General features: G+C 55.5%; 24 protein-coding genes. 15 read left to right on the top strand and 9 right to left on the bottom strand.

The genetic code is table 11. The features are described 5' to 3' along the window. Positions 1 to 74: 74 nt before the first annotated feature. From H6868_08290 to H6868_08275, 4 genes are read right to left on the bottom strand one after another with little or no spacing between them, the layout of a single operon-like run. Positions 75 to 926, bottom strand: coding sequence for a hypothetical protein (locus H6868_08290; protein ID MCB9989311.1), 852 nt, complete (start codon positions 924 to 926; stop codon positions 75 to 77). Further along, a complete protein-coding gene (locus H6868_08285; protein ID MCB9989310.1) occupies positions 907 to 2,184 on the bottom strand; it encodes a hypothetical protein in 1,278 nt (425 codons plus the stop codon). The genes H6868_08290 and H6868_08285 overlap by 20 nt, the downstream gene beginning before the upstream one ends. A 12-nt stretch (positions 2,185 to 2,196) precedes the next feature. Next, entirely contained in the window at positions 2,197 to 2,595 is a 399-nt protein-coding gene (locus H6868_08280; GenBank protein ID MCB9989309.1) for a hypothetical protein, read from the bottom strand. 5 nt (positions 2,596 to 2,600) lie between these two features. After that, on the bottom strand, positions 2,601 to 3,278 hold the full coding sequence (locus H6868_08275; GenBank protein ID MCB9989308.1) for a hypothetical protein: 678 nt from the start codon (positions 3,276 to 3,278) through the stop codon (positions 2,601 to 2,603). A 337-nt stretch (positions 3,279 to 3,615) separates the two neighbouring features. Here H6868_08275 and H6868_08270 point away from each other — a divergent pair, with 337 nt between their 5' ends. The 3 genes from H6868_08270 (at position 3,616) to H6868_08260 (ending at position 5,604) form a co-directional block, all read left to right on the top strand. Beyond that, the gene (locus tag H6868_08270; GenBank protein MCB9989307.1) at positions 3,616 to 4,485 is read left to right on the top strand and encodes a hypothetical protein; all 870 of its coding nucleotides are present in this window, start codon (positions 3,616 to 3,618) and stop codon (positions 4,483 to 4,485) included. 239 nt (positions 4,486 to 4,724) lie between these two features. Next, the gene (locus H6868_08265) at positions 4,725 to 5,003 is read left to right on the top strand and encodes an ankyrin repeat domain-containing protein (protein MCB9989306.1); all 279 of its coding nucleotides are present in this window, start codon (positions 4,725 to 4,727) and stop codon (positions 5,001 to 5,003) included. A 112-nt stretch (positions 5,004 to 5,115) separates the two neighbouring features. Next, entirely contained in the window at positions 5,116 to 5,604 is a 489-nt protein-coding gene (locus H6868_08260; GenBank protein ID MCB9989305.1) for an ankyrin repeat domain-containing protein, read from the top strand. A 16-nt stretch (positions 5,605 to 5,620) separates the two neighbouring features. Here H6868_08260 and H6868_08255 read toward each other — a convergent pair whose 3' ends face one another. After that, entirely contained in the window at positions 5,621 to 7,153 is a 1,533-nt protein-coding gene (locus H6868_08255; protein MCB9989304.1) for a type IV secretory system conjugative DNA transfer family protein, read from the bottom strand. 216 nt (positions 7,154 to 7,369) lie between these two features. Between H6868_08255 and H6868_08250 the strand changes: the two genes are divergently transcribed. After that, positions 7,370 to 7,567, top strand: coding sequence for a hypothetical protein (locus H6868_08250; protein MCB9989303.1), 198 nt, complete (start codon positions 7,370 to 7,372; stop codon positions 7,565 to 7,567). Positions 7,568 to 7,682: 115 nt separating this feature from the next. Here H6868_08250 and H6868_08245 read toward each other — a convergent pair whose 3' ends face one another. After that, a complete protein-coding gene (locus H6868_08245) occupies positions 7,683 to 8,738 on the bottom strand; it encodes a DUF1566 domain-containing protein (protein ID MCB9989302.1) in 1,056 nt (351 codons plus the stop codon). Between the two features lie 27 nt (positions 8,739 to 8,765). After that, positions 8,766 to 11,243, bottom strand: a complete 2,478-nt coding sequence (locus tag H6868_08240) for a tail fiber domain-containing protein (GenBank protein ID MCB9989301.1) — start codon at positions 11,241 to 11,243, stop codon at positions 8,766 to 8,768. A 397-nt stretch (positions 11,244 to 11,640) separates the two neighbouring features. Here H6868_08240 and H6868_08235 point away from each other — a divergent pair, with 397 nt between their 5' ends. Next, complete coding sequence (locus H6868_08235; GenBank protein ID MCB9989300.1) at positions 11,641 to 11,856, top strand: hypothetical protein; 216 nt, start codon at positions 11,641 to 11,643, stop codon at positions 11,854 to 11,856. Positions 11,857 to 11,904: 48 nt separating this feature from the next. Here the strand turns inward: H6868_08235 and H6868_08230 are convergent, their stop codons facing one another. Beyond that, the gene (locus H6868_08230; protein ID MCB9989299.1) at positions 11,905 to 12,624 is read right to left on the bottom strand and encodes a SprT-like domain-containing protein; all 720 of its coding nucleotides are present in this window, start codon (positions 12,622 to 12,624) and stop codon (positions 11,905 to 11,907) included. Positions 12,625 to 12,850: 226 nt separating this feature from the next. Here H6868_08230 and H6868_08225 point away from each other — a divergent pair, with 226 nt between their 5' ends. The 6 genes from H6868_08225 to H6868_08200 all read left to right on the top strand — a co-directional run bounded on the left by H6868_08225 (position 12,851) and on the right by H6868_08200 (position 22,329). Next, on the top strand, positions 12,851 to 13,858 hold the full coding sequence (locus H6868_08225) for a site-specific integrase (protein MCB9989298.1): 1,008 nt from the start codon (positions 12,851 to 12,853) through the stop codon (positions 13,856 to 13,858). Between the two features lie 283 nt (positions 13,859 to 14,141). Further along, complete coding sequence (locus H6868_08220) at positions 14,142 to 14,729, top strand: DJ-1/PfpI family protein (GenBank protein MCB9989297.1); 588 nt, start codon at positions 14,142 to 14,144, stop codon at positions 14,727 to 14,729. 42 nt (positions 14,730 to 14,771) lie between these two features. Continuing rightward, positions 14,772 to 15,885, top strand: a protein-coding gene (prfB, locus tag H6868_08215; GenBank protein ID MCB9989296.1) for a peptide chain release factor 2 whose coding sequence is annotated in 2 segments (ribosomal slippage) — positions 14,772 to 14,840 and positions 14,842 to 15,885 — 1,113 coding nt in all. Because the reading frame shifts where the segments join, the coding sequence is not laid out codon by codon here. Between the two features lie 5 nt (positions 15,886 to 15,890). After that, on the top strand, positions 15,891 to 16,901 hold the full coding sequence (locus tag H6868_08210) for a TcpQ domain-containing protein (GenBank protein MCB9989295.1): 1,011 nt from the start codon (positions 15,891 to 15,893) through the stop codon (positions 16,899 to 16,901). A gap of 161 nt (positions 16,902 to 17,062) precedes the next feature. Further along, positions 17,063 to 20,794 carry a hypothetical protein gene (locus tag H6868_08205; GenBank protein MCB9989294.1) on the top strand — a complete coding sequence of 1,244 codons (3,732 nt, stop codon included), beginning with the start codon at positions 17,063 to 17,065 and terminating at the stop codon, positions 20,792 to 20,794. Between the two features lie 155 nt (positions 20,795 to 20,949). Then, positions 20,950 to 22,329, top strand: coding sequence for an EAL domain-containing protein (locus tag H6868_08200; GenBank protein ID MCB9989293.1), 1,380 nt, complete (start codon positions 20,950 to 20,952; stop codon positions 22,327 to 22,329). 61 nt (positions 22,330 to 22,390) lie between these two features. Here the strand turns inward: H6868_08200 and phaR are convergent, their stop codons facing one another. Further along, positions 22,391 to 22,882 carry a polyhydroxyalkanoate synthesis repressor PhaR gene (gene phaR / locus H6868_08195; GenBank protein ID MCB9989292.1) on the bottom strand — a complete coding sequence of 164 codons (492 nt, stop codon included), beginning with the start codon at positions 22,880 to 22,882 and terminating at the stop codon, positions 22,391 to 22,393. Between the two features lie 129 nt (positions 22,883 to 23,011). Between phaR and H6868_08190 the strand changes: the two genes are divergently transcribed. The 4 genes from H6868_08190 (at position 23,012) to H6868_08175 (ending at position 26,836) form a co-directional block, all read left to right on the top strand. Next, positions 23,012 to 24,115, top strand: a complete 1,104-nt coding sequence (locus H6868_08190) for an alpha/beta hydrolase (protein MCB9989291.1) — start codon at positions 23,012 to 23,014, stop codon at positions 24,113 to 24,115. A 94-nt stretch (positions 24,116 to 24,209) separates the two neighbouring features. Continuing rightward, positions 24,210 to 25,421 (top strand): acetyl-CoA C-acetyltransferase, encoded by a 1,212-nt coding sequence (locus H6868_08185; GenBank protein MCB9989290.1) that lies wholly within the window; start codon positions 24,210 to 24,212, stop codon positions 25,419 to 25,421. A 29-nt stretch (positions 25,422 to 25,450) separates the two neighbouring features. Continuing rightward, entirely contained in the window at positions 25,451 to 26,200 is a 750-nt protein-coding gene (gene phbB / locus H6868_08180; protein MCB9989289.1) for an acetoacetyl-CoA reductase, read from the top strand. A 90-nt stretch (positions 26,201 to 26,290) separates the two neighbouring features. Beyond that, positions 26,291 to 26,836, top strand: a complete 546-nt coding sequence (locus H6868_08175) for a cyclic nucleotide-binding domain-containing protein (GenBank protein MCB9989288.1) — start codon at positions 26,291 to 26,293, stop codon at positions 26,834 to 26,836. Positions 26,837 to 26,927 lie beyond the last annotated feature (91 nt).

Raw genomic sequence — 26,927 nt, 5'->3', positions numbered from 1 at the left:
AAGGTGATTTTTCGCCGGTCAGCCCCGGCGCGGGGGATGCCCGCGCCGCCCCTGAGTCCCGCCCCGCGCTCGGGTTACCGGAGATCGGTGAGCAGCATCGGCTCGCCGTAGCCTGCGAGCGCGGCGCCGGACGCAGCAAACAGCTGTTCCCAGAACCGGCGCAGCGGCCTGAGCTTACGGGAGTCCTGATAGAGCTTGCCGCCCTTCAGCCAGCCCGCGCCGATCACGTAGACAGCTGTTCCTGTGAGGGCAGGGAGCTGGTCGGCTTTTTTGACTTTGGCGAGCTCGATATCCGGGTTAATGATCCGTACAGAGCCTTTGCTGAACACGCTCACGACGGGGCTGTTCTCCAGCATGTCCGAAAAGATCAGCAGGGTCTTTTTCGATGCCTGCGATTTGCCGATCAGGTCGTAGCTCAAGGTCTGCAGCGCGCCTATCAGTTCCGTATTGTCAAAGTCATACGTTTCACCATCGCCGGTAAAACTTTGCTGCAGTTTGGCAGTGATCAGCGCCTTGCCTTTTTGCTGCTGGACCTGGAGGCAACGATCGAAGGCCCGCGCTTTCTTGATCGGAACGTCGCCCCGCTGGTTTTCTGGAAGGCCTCTATCAAACGTTCCGGCAAAGACGAGCTCGGTGTAATGACCTTTGGCAAAGGCCGAGAAGGTTGCAACGCTGAGCCGGTCTCCCGGCTGCAGGAAGCGCAGAATCTTCTGGACGAGCTCGCTCTTCAGCTTGTCGTCGGGCACCACCGTCTGATCGATCAGCACAAACAGCTCACGTCCGGGCGCGGCGCTGCTATCTTGCGCAGCGACGTATGGTGCGATGATCTGTGTGCAGCTCCCCAGATCGTCTCTGGCATTGGCTGCACTTGCTAGCGCAGCGCACAGCAGCATTGCTGCGGATGACTTAGAGATTTTCGTATGCACGAGTCTTCTCCTCATGGTCTTTGAGATGCAGGTAAGCCAGGAAAGTCCGGTCGGAGGCGTGTCTCACCGCCTGGTAGGCTTCTGAGTCAGTGCCGCGCTCGGTGATCTGGTCGATCAGGCGCTGCTGCAGGCCATTCAGCGCGGCCTGCGCCGCATTGGCGATTTCAAATTGCCGGGCCTGCTGGCGGTTCAGGAATTCTTCCCGCGTGCGGTAAGACTTAACGACTTCATAGGCCCGTGCTGACTCGAGCCCGGCAAAGCCATACTCTCGCGCCAGGTAGACAGAGACCGCCTGGATGCCCAAAAACAGCAGGGAGAAGATTCCCAGCGTCGAGAGCTTGCCAGTCGCCAGCCAGCCATCGGTTCCGGCGTCCGGCATCGAGAAGTCAGCCGGCATGCCCGCCGGGGCTGCAAACGCGTCCCCGGCGAAGTCCGTGACGCTGAGGCGCACCACAAAGCTCAGAAGCAGCAGCGCGCTGATCGCCACCCCCGTTCCCTTGCACCAGCGCCAGTCCGGCGTCAGATCGAAATTGGCTCTAATCCGGCTCAGGAGCTGGATGTGAACAGGGGCGTCGTCGTCAAGGTGATCCGCAGCAATCGAGATTTTGCGGTTAACCGGTAGTGCCGAGGCATCATCGGCGCGACCCTTATGCATCACCTTGCGTGCCATGTCGCCGACATACTTCACCAGATCATTGCGATGCCACTCATGACCGGCGATGTGTGTAATCAGCCCCAGGACCAGAGCGAGCACCGCGCCGACGCCAAACGCGTAATAAGGCTGCTGGTTCGGTGTGACCATATCGATCCCGAACTCAATCAGGATCAAGGCGAACAAGAATGACTCCGCGAGTAACAGGACGGCAACGACAAGGCGCGCCCATAAGGGCATCGGCTTTCTGCCCAGCTCGTGGGCCTTTCTCAAGTAGCTCTGTGCTTTGTCGTACAGGCTGAGGTCTACCCTGGCCATCGCGTATTCGCAGTAGAAGTCCGCGCATAGCTGCAGCTCCAGCGGAAACCAGCCGCCCTGGTCAGGCAGGTTGTGCGGCGGCAAAACGATCTTTCGGTACTTGCGGGAAAGGCGCCATAACCGAAATTTGAGGCCGAGTTTTTTCCGGGCCTTTTTCAAGGTCAGAAACAGCAGCGCGGCAAAAGCGCCTGCCGCAATCATTGCGGCGTGCGCTTCCAGAAAGGCGAGCGCCAGCGACGGGTCGAGGCTTGAGATCAGTTCCTCTATGAATGAATCATTGGCAAACATGTTTGATCCTCCTCAGCTGATGAGCCATGAGAGCTTTGGCAGACGTAAGAGCCCGAACCAGCTCACGAACAAGAACAAGCCGACAAGACCAAAGCCGAAGCTCTGTGCGAATTCCGGGAGAGCGCCTCCCAAGACCCAGTGAACGTCGTCGGCGATGAAGTGAATTGAGGCGTAAGTGGCCAGGCCCGCCGCGATCAGACGCGGCAGGTTTGGCAGTTCGGAAAAGAATGCTGAGAACAGGACAAAGGCGGTGCAGGAAACCAGCGCCAGGTGCGCCCGTGGTCCCCATGGGAACGCCCGGTAAGGTGCGGTGCTGCTGAAGAACTCATACAGCCAGCCTGTGACCGGGGCGGTGCAGAATGCCGCCGCGGTGGCAGCGATTGCGATCCGGAGAATATGACCGTGGCGCATGGCAATCACACCTCTCCCGGATCACGGCCCCAGTCGTCTGTGGGAGCCAGGGCCATTCCGCTGCCGTGGTGGCTTTGGCGGTCGAGGATGGCGTCAATAGCATTCAGCCGCGCCAGCACCGTCTGGGCCTTCTTGGCGCCCATGATCTCGGTGATGTCGATCCGGTGCCCAACATAGTCGAGCACCAGGTGTAGTGAGCGTCCGTAGTACTCCTTCGGAAGAATTACCTCACCATCGGCTTGCGCCCGGCGCACCTTGAAGTCGTTTTTACGCTCTTCCTGCCGCGTCTTGTCGTGGCGCAGCAGGGCAAAGGAATGCGGCAGCGTGCGATCAAATTTCTGCCAGCCATGCCAGCGGCGAATGCGCACGGCATCCACGCTCAGCGTCAGGCGTGTCGTCTTCGTGAGCGCCCAGCGGCAAAGCCATTGCCACGCCGGGTAGGTGAACAAGAATCCAAAGGCGATCCCAGGAGCGAAATCACCCGCTGCGTCAGCCCTGCCCTGAAGGTGCTGAAACAAGCCGTAACCGCCAAGTGTGGCCAAGCCATAGCCGAACGCTTCGGCAATCTTGGCGCGCAGGGGCGTCAGAGCCGGAAACGAAATGCGGTATTCCAGCGAACCGAAAGCGCTGAAGTGCTCGACGGTTTTTGGGAATCCATAAAGAGGATTGTCTGGATTGTTCATAGCGTTCTCCGCATACCTGTACCTGACCGAAACAGAAGCCGATTTTTGCAGACGAAACATTTTGGGAGCCGCGCACGAACCGCGCGCACTCTTCAAAGGAGAGTGCTAATTGCTGCGCGGATAGCGCGAGGATTTGGTATCGACGATACGCATACAGTGTTCATGCTTATTTCATTCAAGACCCGCGAGGAGGGCGTTCGTACATGAAGAATTTCGCAATCAAGGATGGCGCTTTTGCTAATGCGGAGACCGCGTGGGATAGCGCAGGGCTCGAAGGTAGCCCTACGTCCAATCCGGGTTCCGATCCACCGTATTCATGTTACGAGGCCCGTATCCAATGGACTTTAATGAAACCAAGTACACAAAGATCAGGAATGCGCTTCAGGCGTTCAAAATGTATGGCTACGACTCCGACGGCAACGGCAACACTTGGCTCGGCGTTGCCGCAGCTGTCGCCGAACACGCCGGTTTAGACCTGGATGAGGCGGGGGAGAAGAACCTCGCAGAGCGGATCAGGCAGTTCGTAGAAGGAACGCGGAAAGGCAACTGTCCGCGGCACTATCCAGTACCGCAGAAGCAAACGCTGAATATGATCGTTGCCTTCCTGACCGACGAAGACATCGGTCTGCTTGCGGCGCATGAGGCGGAAGATGTGTCGCCGGAGGAGCGGGCGATCGTGAAATCGTTTGCCGGATACTTTAATGAGCAGGCGAAGCCGTCAGCGGCATTGGCTATTAACGCCTTTGTCGGCAAGTACATCCATCTCGATTCAGGAGGCGACGCGAACGTTCTCAGGCTGTGGAATTTTATCAACCCTCAGCGTGCAGGCGTCATTCAAATTGCCGTGACGGAGCAGGTTATCGGTGACGAGGCCAGTTACGACCGTGCCCTGCGAACGTTGGCGGAGAAGGGATGTCTTGACGTAAGGAATGTCACCTGTCGATGGAAAGGATGGGGTATGTCCGCCGCTGACGGGAATCTGCTTTGCCTTCTGAAATCGGAAAAAGCCGGAGAGGTCAAAATGTATACGCTCGCTGGCATTGAGCATGCGAAGGATCGACCTGGCCGCGCGCCAGAGAAAATCGTCTTGCTCGACCATGCAGGTCCTACAGTTCTTGAGGGTAATGGTCACAGGTTAGGCGAAATCACCGTGCAGAATGTCATGCTTCGCTCCGTCGTCCTTCATCGTATGGGTTCGGGAACTTGATTATGAAACATCCAACATACATTTCTGGCCCTTCGCGCGTCCTGGGGCATATTCTTGCCGCGCGTGACCGGAAAGAAGAGATCGGAAAGCGCCAAGAGTCCGGTTTACCTTGTCGTTCTAAATGGAACCGGCCTAGGCAAGAACCTAGAAATATCACCATTAGATTCAAAGTGACGAGGCGCGGTCAGAATGCCGATGCGGCATTGCTTCGCTGCGCTGGGCGAGGGAACGAGCCCGGAATGACAAAGTGCCTGATCAAGGGTGGCAACGTAAACGAACGGCTCCCCGGCACCGGGGAAACGGTTCTTCATGTGGCAGCGGCTACGGGTGCACGTGATGCGCTGCGTTTGCTCATTCAGATTGAAGGATGTGATTTTCTGATCAGGGACAATTGCGGTCGTTTGGCTTCTGAAGTCGCTTTTGTCGTCGGGAACGATCCCGCTGTCGCCCGGCTTCTCAGGATCAAAGAACGGAAACAGGCCAAGAAGCAGGGCGTTGATCTCTTGCGGCGCACGTAGAACAAGTGGTTTTCTTTTGTTTCTAAGGTGCCGCAGGCAGAATTTTATTGCGGGAGTTAACCTGATGCATTATGAGATTTGACGGGATTTAGAAAAGGAAAGGTGGACATGGATGTCCAAAGACAACGAAATAAAATGGCGTTCGCACAGCGGTGAAGGGCCGGAGCTGCGCGATATCTTCGGACGATTTCATCGGACGACAACTGGGTCGAAACAGTCAGGTTGCTCCGATGACAATTCAATTCGCATACGAATAACTCCGGACCGCGAAGGTCGGGGCCGCACGCTTTACCGATTGGGGCTCGGGGCTGCCGACGGCATGAGGAGAGCCGAGTGCAAAGAAGTCGGTATAAACGAGCGGCTCCCCGGATCAGGAGGGACAATTCTCCATTTGGCGGCGGCGCTTGATGCTCGTGACATGCTGCGTGAACTCATTCAGGAAAAGGACTGCGACTTTCTTGCCCGAGACAACCAGGGGCGTCTGGCGTCGGAGCTTGCTTTCATAGAAGGCAACGACCCCGCCGTTGCGCGTCTTCTTAGGATCAAAGAGCGCAAGCAGGCGGAATCCCTCGGCATAAGGGTGACGCGAAGGCCACAGTAAACGTGATTTGGCGCGGTCATAGACTGTGTCGAAGAAACGGCGCGAGCGGCCCCTCCGGATCAAAATGCTCTACCCGCTGCAAAATCATCGGGTGGTAACCGGCCCAGATGACGATCTGTCGCTTCAGGCGGTCGCTGCGGGCAAAGTGGCGGCTGATTTCTTCCGGCGTCATCAGGTCGTGCAGTTGTAGCTGCGCACTCTGACCGGACAGTCCGGCCTGGCGCTGCTCCGGGCCGACTTCGCTGCTCTGGCTGACTTCTATCATCGTCTTACCCAGTTTGCGCGATATGTACTCGCTTGTGGCGACGTCGTGATTGCCGAAGAACTGAAGCACGCCCGCATTGGCCACAAAAGTCTCCCAGCGCTCCTTATAAAGCGCTTTACCCTGGCCCCAGTCCTGTAGCACCGTCCAGAGCTTGACGCCAAAAGAGGCGATCTGCCCAGCCGCCGCTTCAAGCTGCTGCATGTAGCCCAGGACCGGAAACTCGTCGAGGCAGGCGAGCACAGGGGCCGGGGGTTTCGTCTTCTCCCGCTCCATGGCGTCGAGCAGCTGATTGATGATGATCCTGAGCCAGCGTTTGCTGATCGTCATGCGCGTAGCGGGAATGCACAGGTACACCGTAACGCCGCGCGGATCGCTCTTTAACTCCGACAGATCGAAATCATGGCCCGAGACAACGTCCTTCAGTGCCGCATAGTCCAGAAACTTGGTATGACGCCGTGCGGTAGAGAGCACGCTGTCGCGCTCCCGGTCCGCTTTTTCATAGAAATCCCGTGCTCCTCCCTCGATCGCTTCTCCGATATCAGCGGTTGGCGCGCTGCGTTGGAGACGCCGGGCATTTTCCAGCATCGCTCGTTCCAGCGCACACAGCGGGTTCTTGTCGCCACTATCCGGATCGGGCCTGAGTGCCTGCATGATAAGGCGCCGCACAGTGACGAGGTGCCGCTCGTCCACATGCGCGGGGGCCGTCGCTACGTGCAAGGTCAAACTTTCAATGAAATTCTTGGCCGTCTCATCCCAATGGGGCTCGCGCGAAGATTCCGGCTGGACGACAATGCCGTCCGTGATCAGTCCCGCGTCCTCAATGATGGTTGGGCTATCGATTGTGAGGACAGAAAGCGGGTTATACCGGGCCTGCAGGGGGGCCACCGACTTGTCGGCGTAACCATAAGGGTCGAGCACATAGACGCGCTGGCCGCGCCCTGCGCGGACGTTGGCGGTCAGGTTCGCTAGTTCGGCCTTCGGGTCGATGGCGATGATACTGCCATCGTAGAAGTGCAGATTGCCAATCAGCGTGACTGATTTACCGGACCGGCTACCGGCCACCGTCACAATGTGGCGGTCATCCTTGATGCCGATGAGTTTGTCGCCAAGCGCGCCGACAAGGATTTTTCCGTCCGGGTTCTTCGGGTCGTAGGCGAGCGCCTCGCTCCGCATGATCGCCTCTGGCGATTGCCAGCGGGCCTGCGGCAGGCTTTGGTGCTTGAGATAACGGCTGGCTACGCCCCGCGGGATGTCACGCAGCAGGTCCTCGGCTTTTGTCGTCATGGCAGGCCCCAGATGGTCATTTGGACGGGGCTAGAGTAGGGGGCTAATCGTGCGAGAGGCCTCGCGAGCTCCTCGCGGCGTTGACTGAGCAGCCGCTAAATTGGATGAGGCCGGCAAGGTCTGAGGACTGCATCTGGTTCATTGACGGCGTTTGTTCGTCCGTGGTTGGATGGCGCCGTATTCGCTCGATGCGCCGGACCAGGAAAGGGTAGAAATATGACGAACGTTCGCGGCAGCGCTCTTCTTGTTTGCCGTGCCTTACTTGCCACGGCTGTCGTCGTTTGTGGCCTGGGCGCTTCGTATCTGCTGGATAGCCTGGCCGCAGAGCCATCGCCGTTCAATGAGCCTGTCGGCGAGCAGGGAACGAAGCTCTATGACGCCCTCATGGCCTTTGCCAGACAGAACCGATCCTGAGCCGTTTCGCCTACCCGGTTGATCTGGAATTCAATGGTATTGCGTTCGACGACGAAACCCCGGCAAGCTGGTTGAAGTAGGGCAGAGGGGTCGTTTTAAGGATTGAATGACTAAGCTATCTCCGGGCGCAGCGGACGGTTCGTGCATAGTATTTAACGTTCTCACCCTGATTACACGGTGCATAACCATCAGTGAATTTGATTGCGCAGGCTCTAAAATCAGCATTTTCTGTTGAGGCCCAATTGTACGTATTTCCAACAAGATCAAATCCGCCGATCGCCACCCGGTTCGAATAGAGCGTAGTCAACTCGGCCATTGATGGCAGAAACCAGTCGCTATAGCCATTGGCTACCAGATCAGCGCAATACTGCGCAGCCTGGTGTTGCTGCATCCCGGTAACGCCGGTGTCCGAGTCGAACGTGACGATTGTTGCCGTGTTGGTTTTACCATCCACGGTATTCGCGCCAGTAAGCACGTACCCGGCATTGTTGCCGTTATTCCACGACAGGGTTAAACGCGTTCCGGTGCAGCTGGCGCCGCCCCAGCTCATCCCGGCATCGCAGCGGGTAACGAACATCGGCGTCGACGCCCCGGACAGCCCGGCGTAGACGGTGCCATCGGCACAGACATCGCCGATGTTGGTGCAGCCATTTTCCTTACCACCGCCATAGAGCGGCCGCCAGGCAGAACCGTCGCAATACTGCATGACGTTGACATCGTCGTTGTAGACGATTTCGCCTTCATTCCCGGCGGGGTTAGAGCAACCGCCGCTGCCCGCCGCGGCGTTGATCTTGCCGAGAGCGACCCATTGGTTGCCGGAGCAGAGCTGGACGACGTTGAAGTCGGAGTTATAGACAATCGCACCTTCGTAGCGCGCGGGGTTCGAGCAGCCGCTGCTGGCGGTCACGACGCCGCGGTTCATGCCCTGCCAGTTGGTGCCGTCGCAGTACTGCAGGACGTTTTCGTCATCGTGGTAAATGATCTGGCTTTCGGTCCCGGCGGGATTGGTGCAGGCAGCATAGGCGGGCGCAGAAGAAGCCATCACCACCACCGTCATTGCGAGGGAGCAGAGCGACCGAAGCAATCCAGAGCAAGACATGGAGCCGCTGGATTGCCGCGCCGACTTTGGCGGCTCGCAATGACCGGCTTTTAAGACTATTCCTGTCACCATCTTTCGCATCCTTGCTCCTTCGTTGTCTTACTCCGTCGCTTCGCCGGTGCCATAGCGCATTTCCAGCGCCAGCAATCGGGCTTCGAGGTTTTCATTCAAGGTCGTCTGCGCCGAAAGCGCCGCTTCCAGATCATCGATGCGCGTGGTCTGCGCGGCGATCAGTGCTTGCTGCTCGCGCAGCGCCTCGATGATGGGCGCGATAAGGCCCGTATAGTTCAGGGATTTGACGCCGCTGCCGCTCTCGCGCACCAGTTCGGGATAGACGAGCTCGACATCCTGCGCGATCAAACCGATTTCCGTTCGGCCTTCGCTGTCATTCTTCATCTTGAAGGTCACGCCGTTCAGGGCGAGGAGTTTTTCGATCTGACCTGCGGGCAAATCGACAATATCGGTTTTCAGGCGACGGTCGGACACATCGTTGAGCATACCGGTGTATTCAATGTCACCGATCACGTTGAGCTCAACACTTGGGCTGGTCGTGCCAATTCCAACCTTTCCGCCCATAATGACAAAGGCGTTGGACTGGGCAACATCGACACCGCTCTGGTCGCCGAGGAAAAAGCCGATCGAATCGGCGCCGGAAACAACGGGGTCGGTCGCGGGATCGGCGTTGGTCGCCCCGAAGGCGATGGAGCCATTACCTGTAACTTTTGCGTAGCGTCCCAACGCCATGTTATTACCATCTGCGCTGTTGCCGCGCCCAATCGCATAGCCGCTATGGTTGGTAACAGAATTAGTATTGCCTAATGCGACACTGCCATCTCCTACTGCGGAATTGCTGAACCCCATGGCGATAGTTGCATTTGATCCGCCAAAGGTAAGAGTGTTCATACGCCCCATAGCGATTCCGCTGCCACCCACGCCACCTGTGATCACATTGGCCTCACCAACCGCAAGCGACGCCCAAGATGCCACAGTATTGTTATAGCCAAACGCAACACTGTAGTCGCCGGTATTAGCTTCATTCCATTGTGATCCATTAACGTACCCTGCACGCAGCGCGGATTTGTCTTTATTCCAAACCAGCGCCGAACCCATACCGCCATCAAACCCGGCGCTGGTCATCGTTTCCCCGGCTTTGAGGAAATGCGCGCTTTGATAACTTATGTGCGTGCCGTTGTCGGTCCACAGGCCGGTCGAGCCGCCATTGGCGATCGTCTGCCACACGGAGCCGTCGCAGTAATCAAGGGACGGCGCGCCGCTGTCATAGCGAATCGCCCCGGCGATCGTGCCGTCACAGGTCGCCGCGTCATAATCGACCTTTACCGCTCCGGCAACGTCGAGCTGAGTCACCGGCGTTAATGTTCCAACACCGACTGCCCCTGCATCATCCAGGAACAACTGGGGGATTGAGTGGCCCGCGGTTTGTATGAGCATTGTGCCTTTGTTGTTAGACCCTGAATTTTTAAAAACCTCAATTTTTGCGGCATTCCAGCCCGCTCCAAAATCGCGCCACATCAGTTTTCTTGTTGAGTTTCCGGCAATGCTGAACCGGTAATCCCCGCGCAGAGTATCTCTTCCTACAATGAAACCGACCTCTGTCGCTGTGTTGTCCTTCAAATGGATATATGGGCTTGATCCTTGATAGGCGTTTAGAGATGTTTGTGTCACGCCATCATTCTGAAAATAGAAGCTGGTTGCGTTGTCCGTCCCGGTATCGTTGAAAATCACGTCGGGCGAATCTGATGTTAAATGAAGCGGGGAAGCAGGTGTTGCTGTGCCGATACCCAGAAAGCCGGCCGACGTGAATACAAAATTGCTGTCGGCAGAAAGCGAACCGCCGCTGTTGAACTGGATTTCGCGGTCCGCACCGGCGGGTGAGGCGGTGGTTGTCAGGGCACCAATGGTCCATCCGGACGCCCCGGCGCTGTAATACATGACGTCGCCGTTGTTCGGGCCGGCGGCATCGACATCGCTCAAATCATCAAGGACGAAATTGAAGGTCGGCGCAGGTTGTCCGGTCACGGTCGATAGGGCCGCGCCGCAGGCACCATTGGCCCATTCTGTACCACTCCAGGTCAGGCATTCACCGCCAGAAGGCGCACCGGCATTCACGTCGGTCAGGTCATCAAGCATGTAGGTAAAGGTCGGGGCAGGCTCACCGGTAACGACGGCGATTCCTGACCCACTGCCGCTCGCCAGGTCCGCCCAGCTGGCCCCATCGCAGTATTGCCAGAGGTCAGAGGCGCTCAAATACCGCAGGCCGCCCTCCGTGGACCCGGCGCAGGACAGGCCCTGCGCACCGAGAATAGCTTCGCCCCAGACATGAAGCGGCGCGGCAGCATCGCCGCCGGAGCTGAACATGATGTAACCGTTCTTGGTGAGAGTATTGACGTGGGCGACGGCCTGCCAGTTAGAGCCATCACAGACCAGGATATAGCCATCATCCTGACGGACCTTGCCATCGAGTGCGGGGGCACAGGCATCGCCCGGCGCGGTGGCGAAAGCCGGGCCCGCACCAACGAACAGCGTCAGAAACGCGCCTGCCAGCAAAATCCGTTTCATTGCGTATCTTCTTCCCTGCATTTAAAGACGTCTCTTTCCATTGTTATCAGATACATATCAAGAAGTCGTTAACGCGCGGGGATTTTTCCCCAAGCTTTTTTTTCGGCGTGTTTGATTGCTGATTGGTGTTCTGTCTCCGTCTTTTTTTGTCTGGCCGGGTCTGTCTCTATTCCAGCGTTAACCCCTTATCGCCTTAGCAAACGCACCGGGAATGCCTCGCGGCGGCGCGTCAATGGCCTGCCCGCTCCGTTCGCCTGCGCCTACGCAGGCTCCCGTGTTGGCCATGACACGTTCCCGGCGGCGTCCGCTGTTCGGCGGGCAAGGCTGGAATAAGCCAGCCCGTCACTCAAAACAGAAGACAAGGAGAAAGACCATGACCAATGCAGCAGAAAACCAAATCGCCGAGCAAACCAACGGCAAGAAGAGCAACCCACCGACCCACGTCGTAAAAGTCCGGCACGGTTACGGCAAGAACGCTAGCTACGAGCGCATCGGGGTTGCTTGGCAGAAAGAAAACGGCGCCCTTTACGTGAAGCTTCACGGTACGCAGATCGTCAGCGACTTTTCGCTCTACGAATTGCCCGGTGAAGGCGCTTCAGAAAATCCGGACTAGGTCGGTCCGACACTGAAACGCCGGGGGCGGTAATCGCTCCCGGCTTTCTTACGTCTCGGAGGGGGAGGGAACCATCGCGGCCATGTGGTCGCCGCAAATCAAATTCGCATCGTGCTTGGCCCAGGCCTTCTGGCCGCAATCGTCATGGCTGCACAGATAACGGATGCGTTTGCCGCTCTTCTTTTCCTTTGCGGTGGTCGCACTTTCAGCGGCCTCCTCCGCGCCTGCCGGTGCAATCCGCGGCCGCTCCTTCCAGCGGATCGCAAAGCCTTTAGCGATGATCGATTTGGTGAGACGCTCGAAGGAACCATCCGGCACAACCAGGTGATGAACGCTATCACCGGTCTCTTTGCCGCCTTCTTCGCCCGTGTCGGTCGGTTGCAGCCCGACCACCTTCATTTTGTCGGCCCATTCGCGGTTGTGGTAGCGGCCGCGGCCCGGCGTGCCGTGATGGTGCTGCCATAAATGCACCATCTCATGGGCGAGGGTAGCGAGAACTTCTGTTAAGGGACGATCGCGAAAATGCGAGGGATTGAGCGCGATCTCGTCTGTCGTCTTGCCATCCTCCCGGCCAAACCGGTCGCCGCAAAAATAGCCGTAACTGCGGCGCCGTCGCTGCAACGTAATCAGGCAGTTCGGCAGCGCATCATCGAACAGGCGCTTGTTGTAAAGCTCATAGACCTGCTGGAATCGGCCATAGGTCTCATTGGTTGGTCGCAGGCGGGTATCCGGGGTATCGTCTCTTGACACGGCAGACCTCCCAAGCATCGAGAAGGTGGCTGCCTTTTGGAATGTACATTCCAATTTCCGCGCGATTCAGCGCTTGAGGCAGCCGTCCTGCCTAGAATGCCCTTGCTGAAATATTCAGTGCCTCGCGAGACCCTCGCGGATAGCGATACGACCGCCACCGTCTTGCCGAAACCATCAGAATCAGGCCAGTGTGGTAAATAGCGTTAACGAATGATTAACGGCATCCTTGCTACCCTGAAAGGGTATTCGCTCAGTCCCGAAGGCGGTTTCTGAATGGCTCGATATCTGCGAAAAAGTCGGCCGTGATGGCCGCGAAAAGGTTGAGCCCGCGACGCTCGAAGAGTATCGCCATCGTGGCCGAATTATCTCCGAATACGCTTGGCCGAAGTCTCTGCAGGAAATCGAGCCTGTCGATATTGTGCATTTTCGTAGCTGGCTTCTGGAGAACAAGAGCCGTGATCTGGCTAGGCGCACGCTGTCGTCGCTGCACTCAGTATTGATCGAAATGAAGCATCAGGGCCACATCAAGGACGATCCTGCCGCCGGGATAACGGTGAAGACCGGGCGGTATGAGGAAGAGGAAAGCGAAGTCGAAATCCCTTCCGACAAGGAAATGCGCGATATCTTCGGCGCTGCCGATGTGCTTGCCGCAAAAAACGAACAGCTGGAGAAAAGCTGGGCACGCTACCGCCCCATGATTTATCTGGCCGGATTTTCCGGCATGCGACCGTCCGAGTACCGCGGCCTTGCGTGGCCTCATGTTCAGACGGACCACGTAACGGTTAAGCAGCGGGCTGACAAGAACGGAATCATCGGACCCGTGAAATCGCGGGCGGGACGCCGGACCATATATCTTCCGCAACTCGTTCTCGACATGCTCGCTGACTGGAAGCATTACAGCGGAGGCGCCGATGATGCGTTGGTGTTTCCTACCTCTACAGGGAAGCCACAGCTGCTGGGACGGTTCCGTCGAAGCGCCTGGGTGCCGCTGCTGAGAGAGGCAGACCTGATGGTGAAGGAAGTCAAAGGGGGCAGGGAGGTTGAGCGCCCCAAATACACGATGTATTCGCTCCGACATTACTACGCGTCAAAGCTGATCGAGAAAGGCAAAGACCTTAAGTTCATTCAGGAGACGATGGGGCACTCCCGAATCGAGGTCACGCTGAACGTTTATGGTCACCTTCTGAAGGATCGCGAAGAGGCGAGGAAGCAGACAGCGGAAGAGTTAGTTTCCGAAATACTGATGAATTGATGTGGCGAATTTGTGGCGAGTGCTCGCTACACCGCAGAAATCAAAGTGTTTTACTCAGCTTCCCAAGCTGAGGGCCGAGGGTTCGATCCCCATCACCCGCTCCATTTTTCTAAAAACTTGACATTTACGGCAAAAAAAACGATTGTCTGTGCCACTCACGGAATCGCGAATATCTGATGGCTGCGGACGCAGCCCGATTCCCTTAACTTTTCGGTGGTTATTCGTGCCTGTGTCGGCCTTGGGTGGCGGGCAAGCGGTGGCACTACAAAAACGGGAGAAAAAAATGAATAACAACAAATCTCTATCGGGTACAAAGATCGCTCTTTTGCTGGCTAACGGTTTTTACGAGCCGGATGTAACGGCGGCGCAGCGGGCGTTGCTGGAATCCGGGGCAACCCTTCATATCATCAGCCCGGATCAGGGGCTGGTTAATGGCTGGACCGGCGAGAGCTGGGGCCATCATTTCATGGTCGACCAGTCGCTTTCGACGGCGCTGGGCGCCGACTACGACATGCTGGTGCTGCCGGGCGGGCAGCGGAGCATGGACAAATTGATGCTGACGGCTCACACCAAGCGGTTTATTACGAGCTTTATGAACGCGGACAAGCCGGTGGCTGTGTTTGGCGAAGCGGCGGATTTGCTGGTTCGGACCGATAATGCCAAAGGTCGCAAGATTTCCGGGCCGGTGGCCTTGTTCGATATGATGATCCAGGCGGGCGTCGAGTGGCAAGACGAAACGCCCTGTTTTGACGGCGCTTTGATGAGCGGCGATGTGAGTGATGACAATCGTGCCGCCTTTATTACGGCGATGATGGATTTCTTTGTCAGCCATGGGCAACAAGGGGATGACAAGGCCGAAAAAGCGGCCTAATCTGCTTTCCGGTGATAAATATCGGACCATAAGGAATATGTCATGAAGGCAGAAACAGAAAGCATGGCCGGGGCGATCGAAGAGTCCCTGTCTTTGCTGAGGAGGCGTCTTTGACTGGGATCAGGCGCTCTCCCGGATGGACGAACTGAATGCTTTATGTGAGGATCCGAACTTGTGGTCGGATCAGGAAAAAGCCCAATCCCTGATGAAAGAACGCACGCGGCTGGAGCAGCAGATCGCGGAAATTCGGACGATCGAACACGGTTTGAACGATAATGTCGAGTTGATTGAGATGGGCGAGGCCGAAGGCGATCAGGAGATCGTTGCCGAGGCTGAGCTGGCGTTGGCTGTCCTCCAGAAAAAAACCGAAAAACTCCAACTGGAAAGCCTGTTGTCGGGGGAAGCCGATGGCAATGATGCCTTTTTGGAAGTGCATGCCGGGTCCGGCGGCACCGAGGCGCAGGACTGGGCCGAGATGTTGCTGCGGATGTACACGCGCTGGGCCGGGCAGCGGGGATATAAGGTTTTATTGCTGGAGCGGAGCGACGGTGAGGAAGCCGGGATTAAATCCGCAACCTTGAAAATAGAAGGCGAGCGCGCCTATGGTTGGTTGAAGGCGGAAAACGGCGTGCACCGGCTGGTGCGGATATCGCCTTTTGATTCAAATGCCCGCCGCCATACCAGTTTTGCTTCGGTCGCCGTGTCGCCGGTTATTGATGATTCCATTGATATCGAAATAGACGAAAAAGATTTGCGTATCGATACGTATCGTTCTAGCGGCGCGGGCGGCCAGCACGTTAACACAACGGACAGTGCCGTGCGTATTACCCACCAGCCGTCGGGCATTGTTGTTGCCTGTCAGAACGAACGATCCCAGCACCAAAACCGCGATCAGGCCATGGCCATGTTGCGGGCGCGATTGTACGAGATGGAGCTGGAGCGGCGCGAGGCGGAGAAACTGGCGGCGCATGGGGCCAAAAGCGATATTGGCTGGGGGCACCAGATTCGCTCTTACGTCCTGCATCCATACCAGATGGTCAAGGATCTGCGGACAAATTATGAAGACACGCAGGCGCATAACGTGCTGGACGGCGATCTGGACGGGTTTCTGGAGGCGTCGCTGGCGCATGGTCTGGGGATGGGAAAAGAGGGGTGAGGTCTATGAAACGCATCGGGACAAATGCTGCCGCTTTGTTTTTTTTGCTGATTATGGCGCTGGCTATGCCGGTCTCTGCGCAGGAGGAGTCTCTTTATGCGCCGACCAGTGCCTGGCTGGTGGGGTATTCCTCGATTTTTCTTCCGGATCAGGGGGGCGAAAGGCCCGTTTTGCCGTGCCTGATGAGTAATCAGTACAATAACGGCTATGTGTTTCGTTTCTCCGGCGACGAGGAGCGCTTGTATGCTCTGGTCGTTGATTTTCGTCAGGCGGTTTTCAAGCCCGGTGAAAAATACCCGGTTCATGTGATGGTGTCTCCGGACTTTGATGCGGTCCTGACCGGGGCGGCTTTTGACCAGGGAACCTTGATTATCAACCTTCAGGACGAAGAAACAATACGTTCCGTTCTGGTGGACGGACAAATCCTGACGCTGGGGGTCGGCGACAAGGATATCCAGTTTGCCTTGATGGGGATGGGTAGCGCTTTCAAGCGTTTGGGGCGCTGTTACCGCGAGCAGGGCGTTATGTCCGAATCGTTACAGCGTATGCCGGCGCCTGTGGCGGCGGAAGCGGAGCATATCTTGCCCGAATCAAAGGCTCCGCCGCAAACGCCCGATATCAAACCGCAGGTGATGATGTCGACCGGCCCGGTCATGGACGGGCAGGGCGTAACGCCGCCGCGAATCGTCAAGCAGGAGGGAATCGCCGTTACAATGGACCCCGTTCCCGCGCAGGACATATGGAAGGCTGCCGCCGGCAGCGATCTGAAGGGCGTTTTGTCAGCGTGGGCTGTGCAGGCGAATGCCCGGCTGCTCTGGGATACGGACAAAACGTTCGCCGTTCTTGAGCCGGTCAGCATGACGGGGACGTTTGAAATGGCGGTTCTTTTGTTGCTGGAGCAGTATCAGGGCGCAGGCGTCAAAAATCGCCCGGTAGGCCAGATATACCGCGATCCCGGCAATGGCCAGAAGACGTTGTGGGTCTATGTCGAGTCCGGTCATTCCTTGAATCGCTGATTTATCAAGGGGAGAATTGTTCGTTTTCCCTAAAAAGTCTTTGCATCCTCTGGCTATCGCTGTATCCTTGCGTGGGAGACAGTTTTTTGCTGTCGGTTACGGTTTCGACAGGCGTTTTTTACAAACGCCGGAAGCAGATTAAAATATATTTTCAGGAGAGCATGATTATGCACGTGCGGAAGTTGCTGTTGTCATCTGTTGTTTGTGGCAGTGTTTTATGGGGCGCCGGGGCTGTTTCCCTGCAGGCGGCGCAGGCATCGACGACCTACAAACCGAACAGCAATTGGGCGGTGTCCAAAATTTCGGCTCAGCAGGCCGGCGGCGATGCCTATTGTGCGATGGCGCGGCGCTTTAACGACGGGCTGGTTCTGACGCTGGCCCGGAACAGCGAGGATGAAAGCTCTCTGGCCCTGGATTTCCAGCAAATGAAGCTGAACACAACCCAGACATACAAAGTTTCTGCCGATGCCGGATTTAATCAGGTGCGGAATTTCGATGTGCGCCCGGTTTCGGGTAAAGCCGTCGTTATTCATCTGGGCAAGGATTATGCTTTTTATGATGCCCTGAATCGCTCGGATCGCCTGAAAGTTAATATGAACGGCGATGTTTATGAATTCTTTATGGACGATATCGCCGCCGGGCAGAAACAGCTCAATGGCTGTCTGGCGACTCTGATTGCTCCTGCCGCCGGGGAGGGAACGCCGCAGGTGGTCAAGGCGCAGCCTCAGGCCCGGTCTGCTCCTGTTTCGGTTTCTTCGGCCCCGACCCCGATGCCGGGCGAGCGCATCGAAACGCGGGCGATGCCTGTGCCGGCGGTGAATGCTTATGACACAGCCCGTTTGTCCGAACTGATGGCTGAGAACGAAAGCTTGAAGGCGGCGCTGGCCAAGGAACGTCAAAACTACGAAAACACATTTGCGAAGCGGGGGGCTGAAAGCAGCGCTGTTGCCGAATTGCAGGAAAAAGTTTCTGTCCTTGAGACGGAAAATAATTCCCTGCAAATGAAACTGGCCGATATGCGCGTTGTGTCCCAGAAGCAGGCAGTTAGCGCGGCGGCAAATGAAGCGCAGGAAAAACTGGCGCTGGAGATCAACAGTTTGCGCAGCGCCAATGACCGTTTGCTGGCGGATTTGCAAGCGCAGCGGCAGGTGACAGCCCAGCTGGAGAGCAAAGTGGCGCAGGCGGCGGGGCAGTCTGCGGCACAGGAAGCTGCGGCGGTGAATACACTGAATGACCGGATCGCGGTTCTGGAGACAGAGAATGGCCGTTTGAAGCAGGATTATCAGGCGCAGGCCCAGCGTATGGCGCAACTGGAAACACAGTTGGCGCAGGCTGGTGACAAGAGCGCCGAGTTGGCCCGGATCGCGGAACTGGAAGAAAAGAACAAAGCTTTCACAGCCGATATCGCCCAGAAACAACAGGCGCTGTCGCAGATGAAAGAGCAGTTGGCACAAGCGGGCGATAAAAGTGCCGAACAAAGCCAGATTGCGTCTTTGGCCAAGGAAAACGAGCGGCTTTTGGGTGAACTGGCCCATCAGCGCCAGTCTATGGATCAGATGAAAACGCAGTTGGCGCAGGAAGCCGGTGAACGTTCTCAGGAAACGGCGGCGGTGAATACACTGAACGACCAGATTGCGGTTCTGGAGACAGAGAATGGCCGTTTGAAGCACGATTATGAGGCGCAAACGCAGCGTATTTCCCAACTGGAAACCCAGTTGGCCCAAGGTGCAGACAAGAGCGCCGAGTTGGCCCGTATTGCCGAGCTGGAAGAAAAGAATAAAGTCTTCGTTGACGAAATGGCCAAAAAACAAGCCGCGTTGTCGCAATTGCAGGCACAACTGGCGCAGGCCGGTGATCGCTCGGCTGAGCAGACCCAGATTGCTTCGCTGACAGAAGAAAATCAGAAATTGTTGGAAGAGGTAGAACAACAGCGTCAGGCCACCGATCAGATCAAAACGCAACTGGCCCGTGTGGCGAGCGAAAAAGCAGCGGAAAGTGCCGATGCCGGGGCTGTGGAAGAGCGGATTGCGGTTCTGGAAACGGAAAACAGCCGTTTGATGAAATCTCTGGATTCCCAGAATATGGCGATGGCCAGCCTGAAAGAAAAGCTGGCGCAGGCTTCGCAGCAAGTGGCTGTGGCGACGACCGATGACGAAGCGTTTAATGCGATGCAGGAAACGGTGGCGGCGTTGAAAACGGAAAACGCCAAGCTCCATGAAGATTACAACAGGCAGTTGCAAGAGCTGGCAGCGTTGAAAACAAATATGTCTGATAGCGCGGCGGCGCCGCGGGCCGAGGATATGGACCGCGTGGCGGTGCTGGAGCGTGAAAACGCACGCCTTCTGGCCGATATTGAAGATCAGCGCACTGTTATTTCCCGTCTGGTTGCCCAGCAAGCGCCATCTGCGGGCGGAGATGATGTCGTCGATGATGGCCGCGTGGCGGAGTTGGAAGGGCAGATTCAGGCTTTGAAATCAGCCAATACGGCGCTGAACAATCATCTGGAAGACCAGAAACAGGAAATTGCTGCGTTGAAGGCGGCTCCTGCGCAGGTTGTGGCTGGGGACGGTAATGCGGCGGCCAATGAAAGAGTTGCGGCGCTGGTTGAGCAGATTGATGCCCTGACGGCGAAAAATGCCGATCTGTCGGAACGGCTGGCGGCGGTATCTGCTGATAAGGCGGCTGTGATTGACAAGCAAGCCCCCTATGATTCTCTGGCACAACTCAAAACGCTGGAAGAAGAGCTGCATATAGTTACGGTCGAGCGCGACCGTTTGGCCGCCGAGCTTGATAGCGTATATGACGGCAAGGCCGGTGAATTGTTCGAAGTATCATCGTCGAACTGGAATCTGGAAGAGGCGACCCGCCGCTTTAATGAGGCAGAGCGCGAGATCCGCCGTATGGGGGGGCAGATGGAAGAAGAGCGTCTGCGCTGTGAGAATGAAAAGCGCGATATCGAACTGTTGCTGTTTGATCCCGAAATTGCTTCGGAAGCCCAGATTTCCAAGTTGAAAACGCTGGAAGGAGAGCTGGCGCAGACCAAAATGCAGCTGGCGGAAAGTCAAAAAGCCGGTGCGCCGGATAACAGCTTTGAGCTGGCAGCCCTGCAGGACAAAATAGAGTCTCTGGAAGCGGAAAATGCGCGTTTGCAACGTGAGGGCCGTCAGGTGGAAACGCAAGTGGCCGTTTCCCGTGAGCCTCTTCCTGCTCCTACCCGGTCCGAAACGGTCGCTGTGAAAGATGCCGTTGGCGATTATGTCTACGATACAGCTCGTGAGATGGAAGAATCCGAAGCTATGGCGTTGTCCGCTATTGAGTCAAGCGCCGGGACGGTGTCACCGCGTATTGATGATAATTCTTCTTCCGCGATTTACGCTGCGACGACTGTTTCCGCGCCAGCGCCCGCACCGGAAAAAATGCCGCAAGCGGGGGCGCAGGCCATCAAGGCTGCGGGTGACGATATAAAGGCTCTTTTGAACAGCGCCCAGATTGCCCTGTCCGGGCCGATGCAGGAACTGGTGGCAAAGGACGACCCTTCTGTCGTTGTTTATAGCTGGGATACGCCGGATTTGTTTGGCAGCGCTGAGCAAAAACTTCTGGCAGATGCCGGGCAGTTTGACAGCTATGTGAAATCTTATCTCGACAAAACCGCCAGCCGTTGCGCCGGTGAGTTTGCCGCTGTGCCGGCGGTGACCAAAAATCAGGGGAATATCCGGGTTTCGGCTTATGAGATTGCCTGCATTGGGAATCAGGGCGAAGCGGTTGCTTCTCTGGTTTTCTATAATCAGGATGATGTCTTTACAACTATTGCCCATGAGGCCGGTATATCGGGCATTGACAGTGCCATGGATGTACGGGACCGTCTGGTCGATGCGTTGACGACGTTGCGGTAGACTTTTCTTGTGGGGAGAAAGCTGTATTTGCAGCACCGACGTTAAGATTAATTTTACCAACATGTCTGTAATATTACAGGTAAGTGGCGGTATTTCTTATATTCATGAAATGTTTCCGCATTTCAGGCGCCTATTGTGTATGGGGGACTTTTTTAATGTCATCGCGTGAAGATGATCCAGAAGCATTGAAATTTAAAGACAAAGAAAAGCTGCGAAACAGTATGGATGTATCGTCATCACTGTCGCATGCCTGGGCGCATAATGTTGACCGTCAATCCATGTTACGGACGATTGAGCGCTGGTATGATGAAAGCCAGGGGAATACCGGCTTTGTTCTGGTGGCCGGTATTAACCGTATGTACATGTTCAATGAAGCGCTTGGCGCTTCTGTGGCGGATGAACTGATCGTTCAGACAGGGGTGGCGTTGAAGGATGTTGTCGGTCATATGGGCGACGTTGTGCGGATTGACGGCAATACTTTTTGCATGCTGTTTTCCGATGATACACAAAACGATATAGAAACCGTATCGCGCTACATTTTGAATTATTTCTATGAAGCGCCTGTAAAAACAAAACGGGGCGACATATCGGTCAACCTGTCTATTGGCGGTATTGTTCTGGACCGTCAGCAGTCGATGTCCCCGGCGGCGGTTTTAACCAAAGCGGAATCGGCCATGCGCGCCGCCAAGGAGCAGCGTTTCAGCTGCTTTGTTTCGTATGAAAATATGGCCAACCGTACGGATGCTTACCGCGATGTTTTATCGCAGGGGGAAAAATTCGTCCGGGCCTTGAAGGAAAACAGGGTGCGTCTGGCGTATCAGCCTATTGTGAAGGCCGGTAAGGAAAACGTGGTTTTCAATGAATGCCTGATCCGCATGGTGGACGAACGGGGCAAGGTTTTGGCCGCCGCCGAATTTTTGCCGGCGATTGAATTGCTGGGGCTTAGTCACCTGGCCGACCAGTTTGCTTTGCAGACGGCTTTGCAGGAGCTGGTTCAGTATCCTGATCTGGGGCTGTCGATCAATGTCTCTCATATGTCGCTTCATAACCCGGAATGGCTCAGCACGTTAGAGCGCGTTTTGAAAAACCGTCCCGGCGTGGCGGAGCGTCTGGTCGTCGAGTTGACGGAAAGCGCGATGATGGGCGATCATGAGAAAACGGTAGAGATTGTCCGTAAGCTTCATAATATAGGCTGCCGTGTGGCGCTGGATGATTTTGGATCGGGGTATACGACCTTTGCGCAGATCAAGGATCTGTCAGTTGATTTTCTGAAAATCGACAAATCATATATCCGTAATATTCAGGATGATAAAAACCGCCTGTTTGTCCGGACGCTACAGGCGTTGGCTGACGGGCTGGGCGTTGAAACGATCGGGGAGGGCGCTGAAACGATCGGAGACGTCAAGATATTGTCCGATGATGGTATATCGAATATTCAGGGGTATGCATTTGGGTTGCCGCTGGTTGAGCGAATATGGTTGCCGGAAGGGCACGAGAAGAGAAATCTGTTGCGAAAAAATGATAAGAACGAATAAAGGCGGATACAAAATGATCCGCCTTTTCTCATTATGAACACCTGAAAGAACGGCGCTATTGTTATTTTTTGTCGGCTTCGCCGCCGAACGGCGACCATGCCTGCATGGCATTTTCAAACAATGCCATGTTCTGGCGATTGATTTCTTCCATGGCGCTCATCGGGTTCATTATGCCCATGCCCCCCATGGATTTTTGCATTTGGTCGCGGAATTGTTCCTGATTTTGTGAGAACGCCGAAAAAGCCTGTTCCAGATAGCCGGGGACCAGTGATTGCAGGCTGTCGCCGTAAAAACCGATGAGCTGGCGTAGGAATGATTCCGGCAGCATGTTTTCGCCTTTGGATTCCTGGTCAACAATGATCTGGGTCAAAACCTGACGGGTGAGGTCATCGCCGGATTTTGCGTCGTAGACGATAAAGTCATGGCCTTCCTTGACCATCTGGCAAAGATCGTCGAGCGTGACGTAGCTGCTGCGCCCCGTGTCATACAAACGGCGGTTCGCGTATTTTTTTATAACGATGGGGCCTTCATTTTTTTTCTTTGCGGTTGACATGTTGCACCTGCCTTTATGTGGTTACAATGTGTTTTTATAATTCGGGAATACGGTGACTATTATACATGTTTTTTGCAGTGCGGGAAGAGTTTATGTGGAAAAAATTGTGCAATTTTTTATAATGTCCATATGCAACGAAATCTTTCCGATGAAAATGCTGCACAAAAAAATCCGATTGAAAGAACGGGGCCGACGCCGTTGCCGATGCATCTTATGGCCGGCATGAATGTGGCGGGTGATGATGGCCTGAGCCTTTCAATGATTGAAGGGGTGAAAAAATATCGTGCGCATCCTTTCTTTCGTCAGCTTGCACCATTGCCTGTTGTCTGGCAGGCGGGGGAGGTTACGCTTTCTTTTTGTGCAGGGGCGTCTTTGCCGCGCCGGGATGATAAACCGTCTGTGCTGATTGTGCCTTCGATGATTAACCGGTCGACCGTTTTGGATATTCTGGAGGAGCGATCCTTTGTGCGATGGCTGGCGTCAAAAGGCGCGGATGTTTTTTTGCTCGATTGGGGGATGCCGGTTAATGATCCTGGCCAGCAATCCATGGCGTCTATTATAGAAGAGCGTTTGTTGCTGGCCGTTGCTTATGTCGCGGATAAGAATAATGCACCGGTCCATTGTGTGGGGTATTGCATGGGCGGGACGTTGCTGGCGCAAGCCGCGATGCGGGATGCCGGTCATATGGCGGCGCTGTGTTTTCTGGCGGTGCCGTGGGACTTCCATGCCGGGGATAAACGGCTGGCCGGGCAGGTGGCTTTGGGAACGCCGGCGGCGATGCAAATGATGGCGACGGAAAACAAGCTTCCGGCGCGCTGGGTCCAATCTGTTTTTGCCGTTGTGAACAGCGATCGTGTGGCGCAAAAATTTTCAAAATTTGCTATGCTTGATGATGAAAGTTTTGAAGCGCGTTTGTTTGTTGCGGTTGAGGACTGGTTGAATGGCGGGCTGGATTTGCCGGAGGCTGTCGGGCGAGAATGTCTCATCGACTGGTATGGAAAAAACTCTTTGCAGGAACAGTATAAATCCCGAACGCTTGGCAGGCCGTCTCTGGTTGTTTCTCCCCAGAGGGATCGTCTGGTTCCCGTGGAGTCGGCGCTGGCGCTTTGTGCGCATTTATCATCATATGAAACACTCACACCGTCGTGCGGGCATGTGGGAATGATGACGGGCCGTAACGCTGAACAAGAGGTATGGCTTCCTGTTTTGGAATGGCTTTTTCATTGTGCATGACAGCATAAATATCCACTTGCTTATTTCTTAAAGATGCAAATAATAAGCGTAATTTTTTGACATCTAAATTTGTTCGTTCATGGAAGGGATTACAATGAACCAGAATGATCCTGTCGTTATTGTTTGTGCAAAAAGAACGCCGATCGGTGCTTTTAATGGAGGGCTGTCAACGTTGCCGGCTCATCATTTGGGGGCACTGGTTATCAAGCATGTTATCGAAGAAGCGCAGCTGAGCCTCGACGATGTTGATGATGTCGTGATGGGGCAGGTTCTGACAGCCGGGGTCGGGCAAAACCCTGCCCGGCAGGCTTCTATGGCGGCGGGCATTCCGCAACATAAAACGGCGGCAACAATTAATCAGGTCTGCGGGTCCGGGCTTCGGACTCTGGCAATGGGGATGCAAGCTATCATGAATGGTGATGCGGCGATCGTCGTTGCCGGCGGGCAGGAGAATATGAGTCTGGCACCCCATTGTATGCATTTGCGTTCCGGAATCAAAATGGGTAACGGCGAAATGGTCGATACGATGATCCGTGATGGGCTGTGGGATATTTTTAATGAATATCATATGGGGATCACGGCAGAAAATATTGCACAAAAATTTGATATCAGTCGTGAGCAGCAAGATGAGTTTGCTGCACAATCGCAGCAAAAAACAGAAGCGGCGATGAGTGCCGGAAAATTTGCTGCGGAGATTTTGCCTGTGACGGTCAAGGGCCGGAAGGAAGATATCGTTGTTGACCGGGATGAATTTCCACGAGCCGGGGTGACGGCCGACAGTCTGGGTAAATTGCGTCCGGCTTTCTCGAAGGATGGAACGGTGACGGCGGGTAACGCTTCGGGGATTAACGATGGCGCGGCGGCGGTTGTTTTGATGCGGGCCAGTGAAGCGCAAAAAAGAGGCCTGCCGGTTCTGGCTACGATCAAATCGTGGGCGACGGCCGGGGTCGATCCGTCCGTGATGGGGACCGGTCCCATTCCCGCGAGCCAGAAGGCTCTGGAAAAAGCCGGATGGAGTGTTGCGGATCTGGATCTGGTTGAATCCAACGAGGCGTTCGCTGCGCAGGCTCTATGCGTCATGAAGGAGATGTCATTCAATCCGGAGATCGTCAATGTCAACGGCGGCGCGATTGCTCTGGGCCATCCGATCGGCGCATCGGGTACGCGGGTGACGGTGACGTTGCTGCATGAAATGGCGCGGCGAAATGCGCAAAAAGGTTTGGTAACGCTTTGTATCGGCGGCGGCATGGGCATTGCCATGTGTGTGGAGCGCGATCCGGCGACAAACCTGCGGCAGGTATCTTAAATAGATAAATATAAAGGGATGTGAAGAATATGTTTTCAAAGAAGGCAGAAGCCCCCAAGGGAAAAGTGGCGATTGTCACAGGCGGAACACGTGGCATTGGTTTGGAAATCACCAAGGCTTTGCGGGCGGACGGTTACAAGGTTGCGGCGCTTTATCATGGTAATGATGAAGCCGCGCGGGCCTGCGAACAGGAAACCGGCGCAAAAGCCTATAAATGTGATGTGTCCGATTTTACAGCTTGTCAGAGACTGGTGCAGGATCTGGAAGAAAAAGAGGGGCCGGTTGATATTCTGGTGAACAATGCCGGGATCACCCGTGACGGGATGCTGCACAAAATGGAAGAAGACGCGTGGCATGCCGTGATCGAAACCAATTTGACGTCCTGTTTTAATATGTGCCGGGCGGTTGTAGCGGCGATGCGGGAGCGTAAATATGGCCGGATTATCAATATCAGCTCGATTAACGGCCAGAAGGGCCAGCTTGGCCAGACGAATTATTCCGCGGCCAAGGCCGGGATGATTGGTTTTACCAAGGCGCTGGCGCTGGAAAATGCCTCTAAGCAAATTACGGTCAACGCGATCTGTCCGGGGTATATTGAAACCGAAATGACCGGCGCGATGCGTCACGATATTCTGGAGTCGATTGTCCGGCAAATTCCGGTCGGGCGGATGGGGCGGCCCGATGAAATTGCCGGAATTGTCTCGTTTTTATGCTCGGAACAGGCCGGTTTTATTACCGGCGCGACGCTGTCGGCCAATGGCGGGCAATATATGGTGTGATCCGCCGGGTTTCCCCGCGGGACATTATCAAAATTTTAAGAAAACCTCTGTACTATTCCAGTGAGATTTGGGGAATAACCAGAGGACACCATGACAAAAGCAAATAACCGGGAAACTGTTATTCTGGAGCGGCGCTTTGTGCCGGCCGGCCGGATTGTCGTGGATGAGGGCGATACCGGCCATTCCGCGTTTTTGATACAATCCGGGTCTGTGCAGGTCTTTACCGGTGCAAAGGGGGCGGAAGTCGAGCTGGCCCGGCTAGGGGCAGGGCAGATTTTCGGTGAAATTGCACTGGTTTTTGACTCGCCGCGGTCGGCGTCCGTGAAAACTCTGGAAGATAGCACCCTGATTGTAATTACCCGCCAGACATTCCAGGACAAGCTGAACAACAGCGATCCAACTGTGCGGGCGATTATTCCGATGCTGATTAAACGGATTACCAACAGCAATAATGCGATTTTGCGCCGTCAAAGCTCGGTTCAGGATTTGATGGAAACCGTCAATACAATCTATGAAAACATCAGTTTGGCAGTGCCGTCTTCACAAAAAGCGGCGCTGGAATCCGATGTTTTACCGAAGCTGGACGATTTATTGAAAGCCGTGCGTTCTTTTCAGGAAAAATACGTGAAAGATTAAGGGTATTCCCTTTCTTTATCGCCTGTTTCTTGTATATATATCTTTGTATACATCATTTCTTTTTGAACTTTGGAAACAGGCGGGGTGTCGC

Source organism: Rhodospirillales bacterium (genome assembly GCA_020638175.1).
In the GTDB taxonomy this organism is placed as follows: Bacteria; Pseudomonadota; Alphaproteobacteria; order Micavibrionales; family Micavibrionaceae; genus JACKJA01.
Note: the sequence above shows the minus strand (reverse complement) of the source record. Positions and strands in the feature narration are given on the sequence as shown.

Excerpts from the sequence above, each read along its gene's own strand:
- H6868_08270 (MCB9989307.1), top strand. The coding sequence starts at position 3,616 with ATGGACTTTAATGAAACCAAGTACACAAAGATCAGGAATGCGCTTCAG.
- H6868_08275 (MCB9989308.1), bottom strand. The coding sequence starts at position 3,278 with ATGAACAATCCAGACAATCCTCTTTATGGATTCCCAAAAACCGTCGAG.
- H6868_08260 (MCB9989305.1), top strand. The coding sequence starts at position 5,116 with ATGTCCAAAGACAACGAAATAAAATGGCGTTCGCACAGCGGTGAAGGG.
- phbB (MCB9989289.1), top strand. The coding sequence starts at position 25,451 with ATGTTTTCAAAGAAGGCAGAAGCCCCCAAGGGAAAAGTGGCGATTGTC.
- H6868_08220 (MCB9989297.1), top strand. The coding sequence starts at position 14,142 with ATGAATAACAACAAATCTCTATCGGGTACAAAGATCGCTCTTTTGCTG.
- H6868_08245 (MCB9989302.1), bottom strand. The coding sequence starts at position 8,738 with ATGGTGACAGGAATAGTCTTAAAAGCCGGTCATTGCGAGCCGCCAAAG.
- H6868_08185 (MCB9989290.1), top strand. The coding sequence starts at position 24,210 with ATGAACCAGAATGATCCTGTCGTTATTGTTTGTGCAAAAAGAACGCCG.
- H6868_08230 (MCB9989299.1), bottom strand. The coding sequence starts at position 12,624 with ATGCTTGGGAGGTCTGCCGTGTCAAGAGACGATACCCCGGATACCCGC.
- H6868_08190 (MCB9989291.1), top strand. The coding sequence starts at position 23,012 with ATGCAACGAAATCTTTCCGATGAAAATGCTGCACAAAAAAATCCGATT.
- phaR (MCB9989292.1), bottom strand. The coding sequence starts at position 22,882 with ATGTCAACCGCAAAGAAAAAAAATGAAGGCCCCATCGTTATAAAAAAA.
- H6868_08240 (MCB9989301.1), bottom strand. The coding sequence starts at position 11,243 with ATGAAACGGATTTTGCTGGCAGGCGCGTTTCTGACGCTGTTCGTTGGT.
- H6868_08200 (MCB9989293.1), top strand. The coding sequence starts at position 20,950 with ATGTCATCGCGTGAAGATGATCCAGAAGCATTGAAATTTAAAGACAAA.
- H6868_08175 (MCB9989288.1), top strand. The coding sequence starts at position 26,291 with ATGACAAAAGCAAATAACCGGGAAACTGTTATTCTGGAGCGGCGCTTT.
- H6868_08285 (MCB9989310.1), bottom strand. The coding sequence starts at position 2,184 with ATGTTTGCCAATGATTCATTCATAGAGGAACTGATCTCAAGCCTCGAC.
- H6868_08255 (MCB9989304.1), bottom strand. The coding sequence starts at position 7,153 with ATGACGACAAAAGCCGAGGACCTGCTGCGTGACATCCCGCGGGGCGTA.
- H6868_08265 (MCB9989306.1), top strand. The coding sequence starts at position 4,725 with ATGACAAAGTGCCTGATCAAGGGTGGCAACGTAAACGAACGGCTCCCC.
- H6868_08280 (MCB9989309.1), bottom strand. The coding sequence starts at position 2,595 with ATGCGCCACGGTCATATTCTCCGGATCGCAATCGCTGCCACCGCGGCG.
- H6868_08210 (MCB9989295.1), top strand. The coding sequence starts at position 15,891 with ATGAAACGCATCGGGACAAATGCTGCCGCTTTGTTTTTTTTGCTGATT.
- H6868_08205 (MCB9989294.1), top strand. The coding sequence starts at position 17,063 with ATGATTATGCACGTGCGGAAGTTGCTGTTGTCATCTGTTGTTTGTGGC.
- H6868_08250 (MCB9989303.1), top strand. The coding sequence starts at position 7,370 with ATGACGAACGTTCGCGGCAGCGCTCTTCTTGTTTGCCGTGCCTTACTT.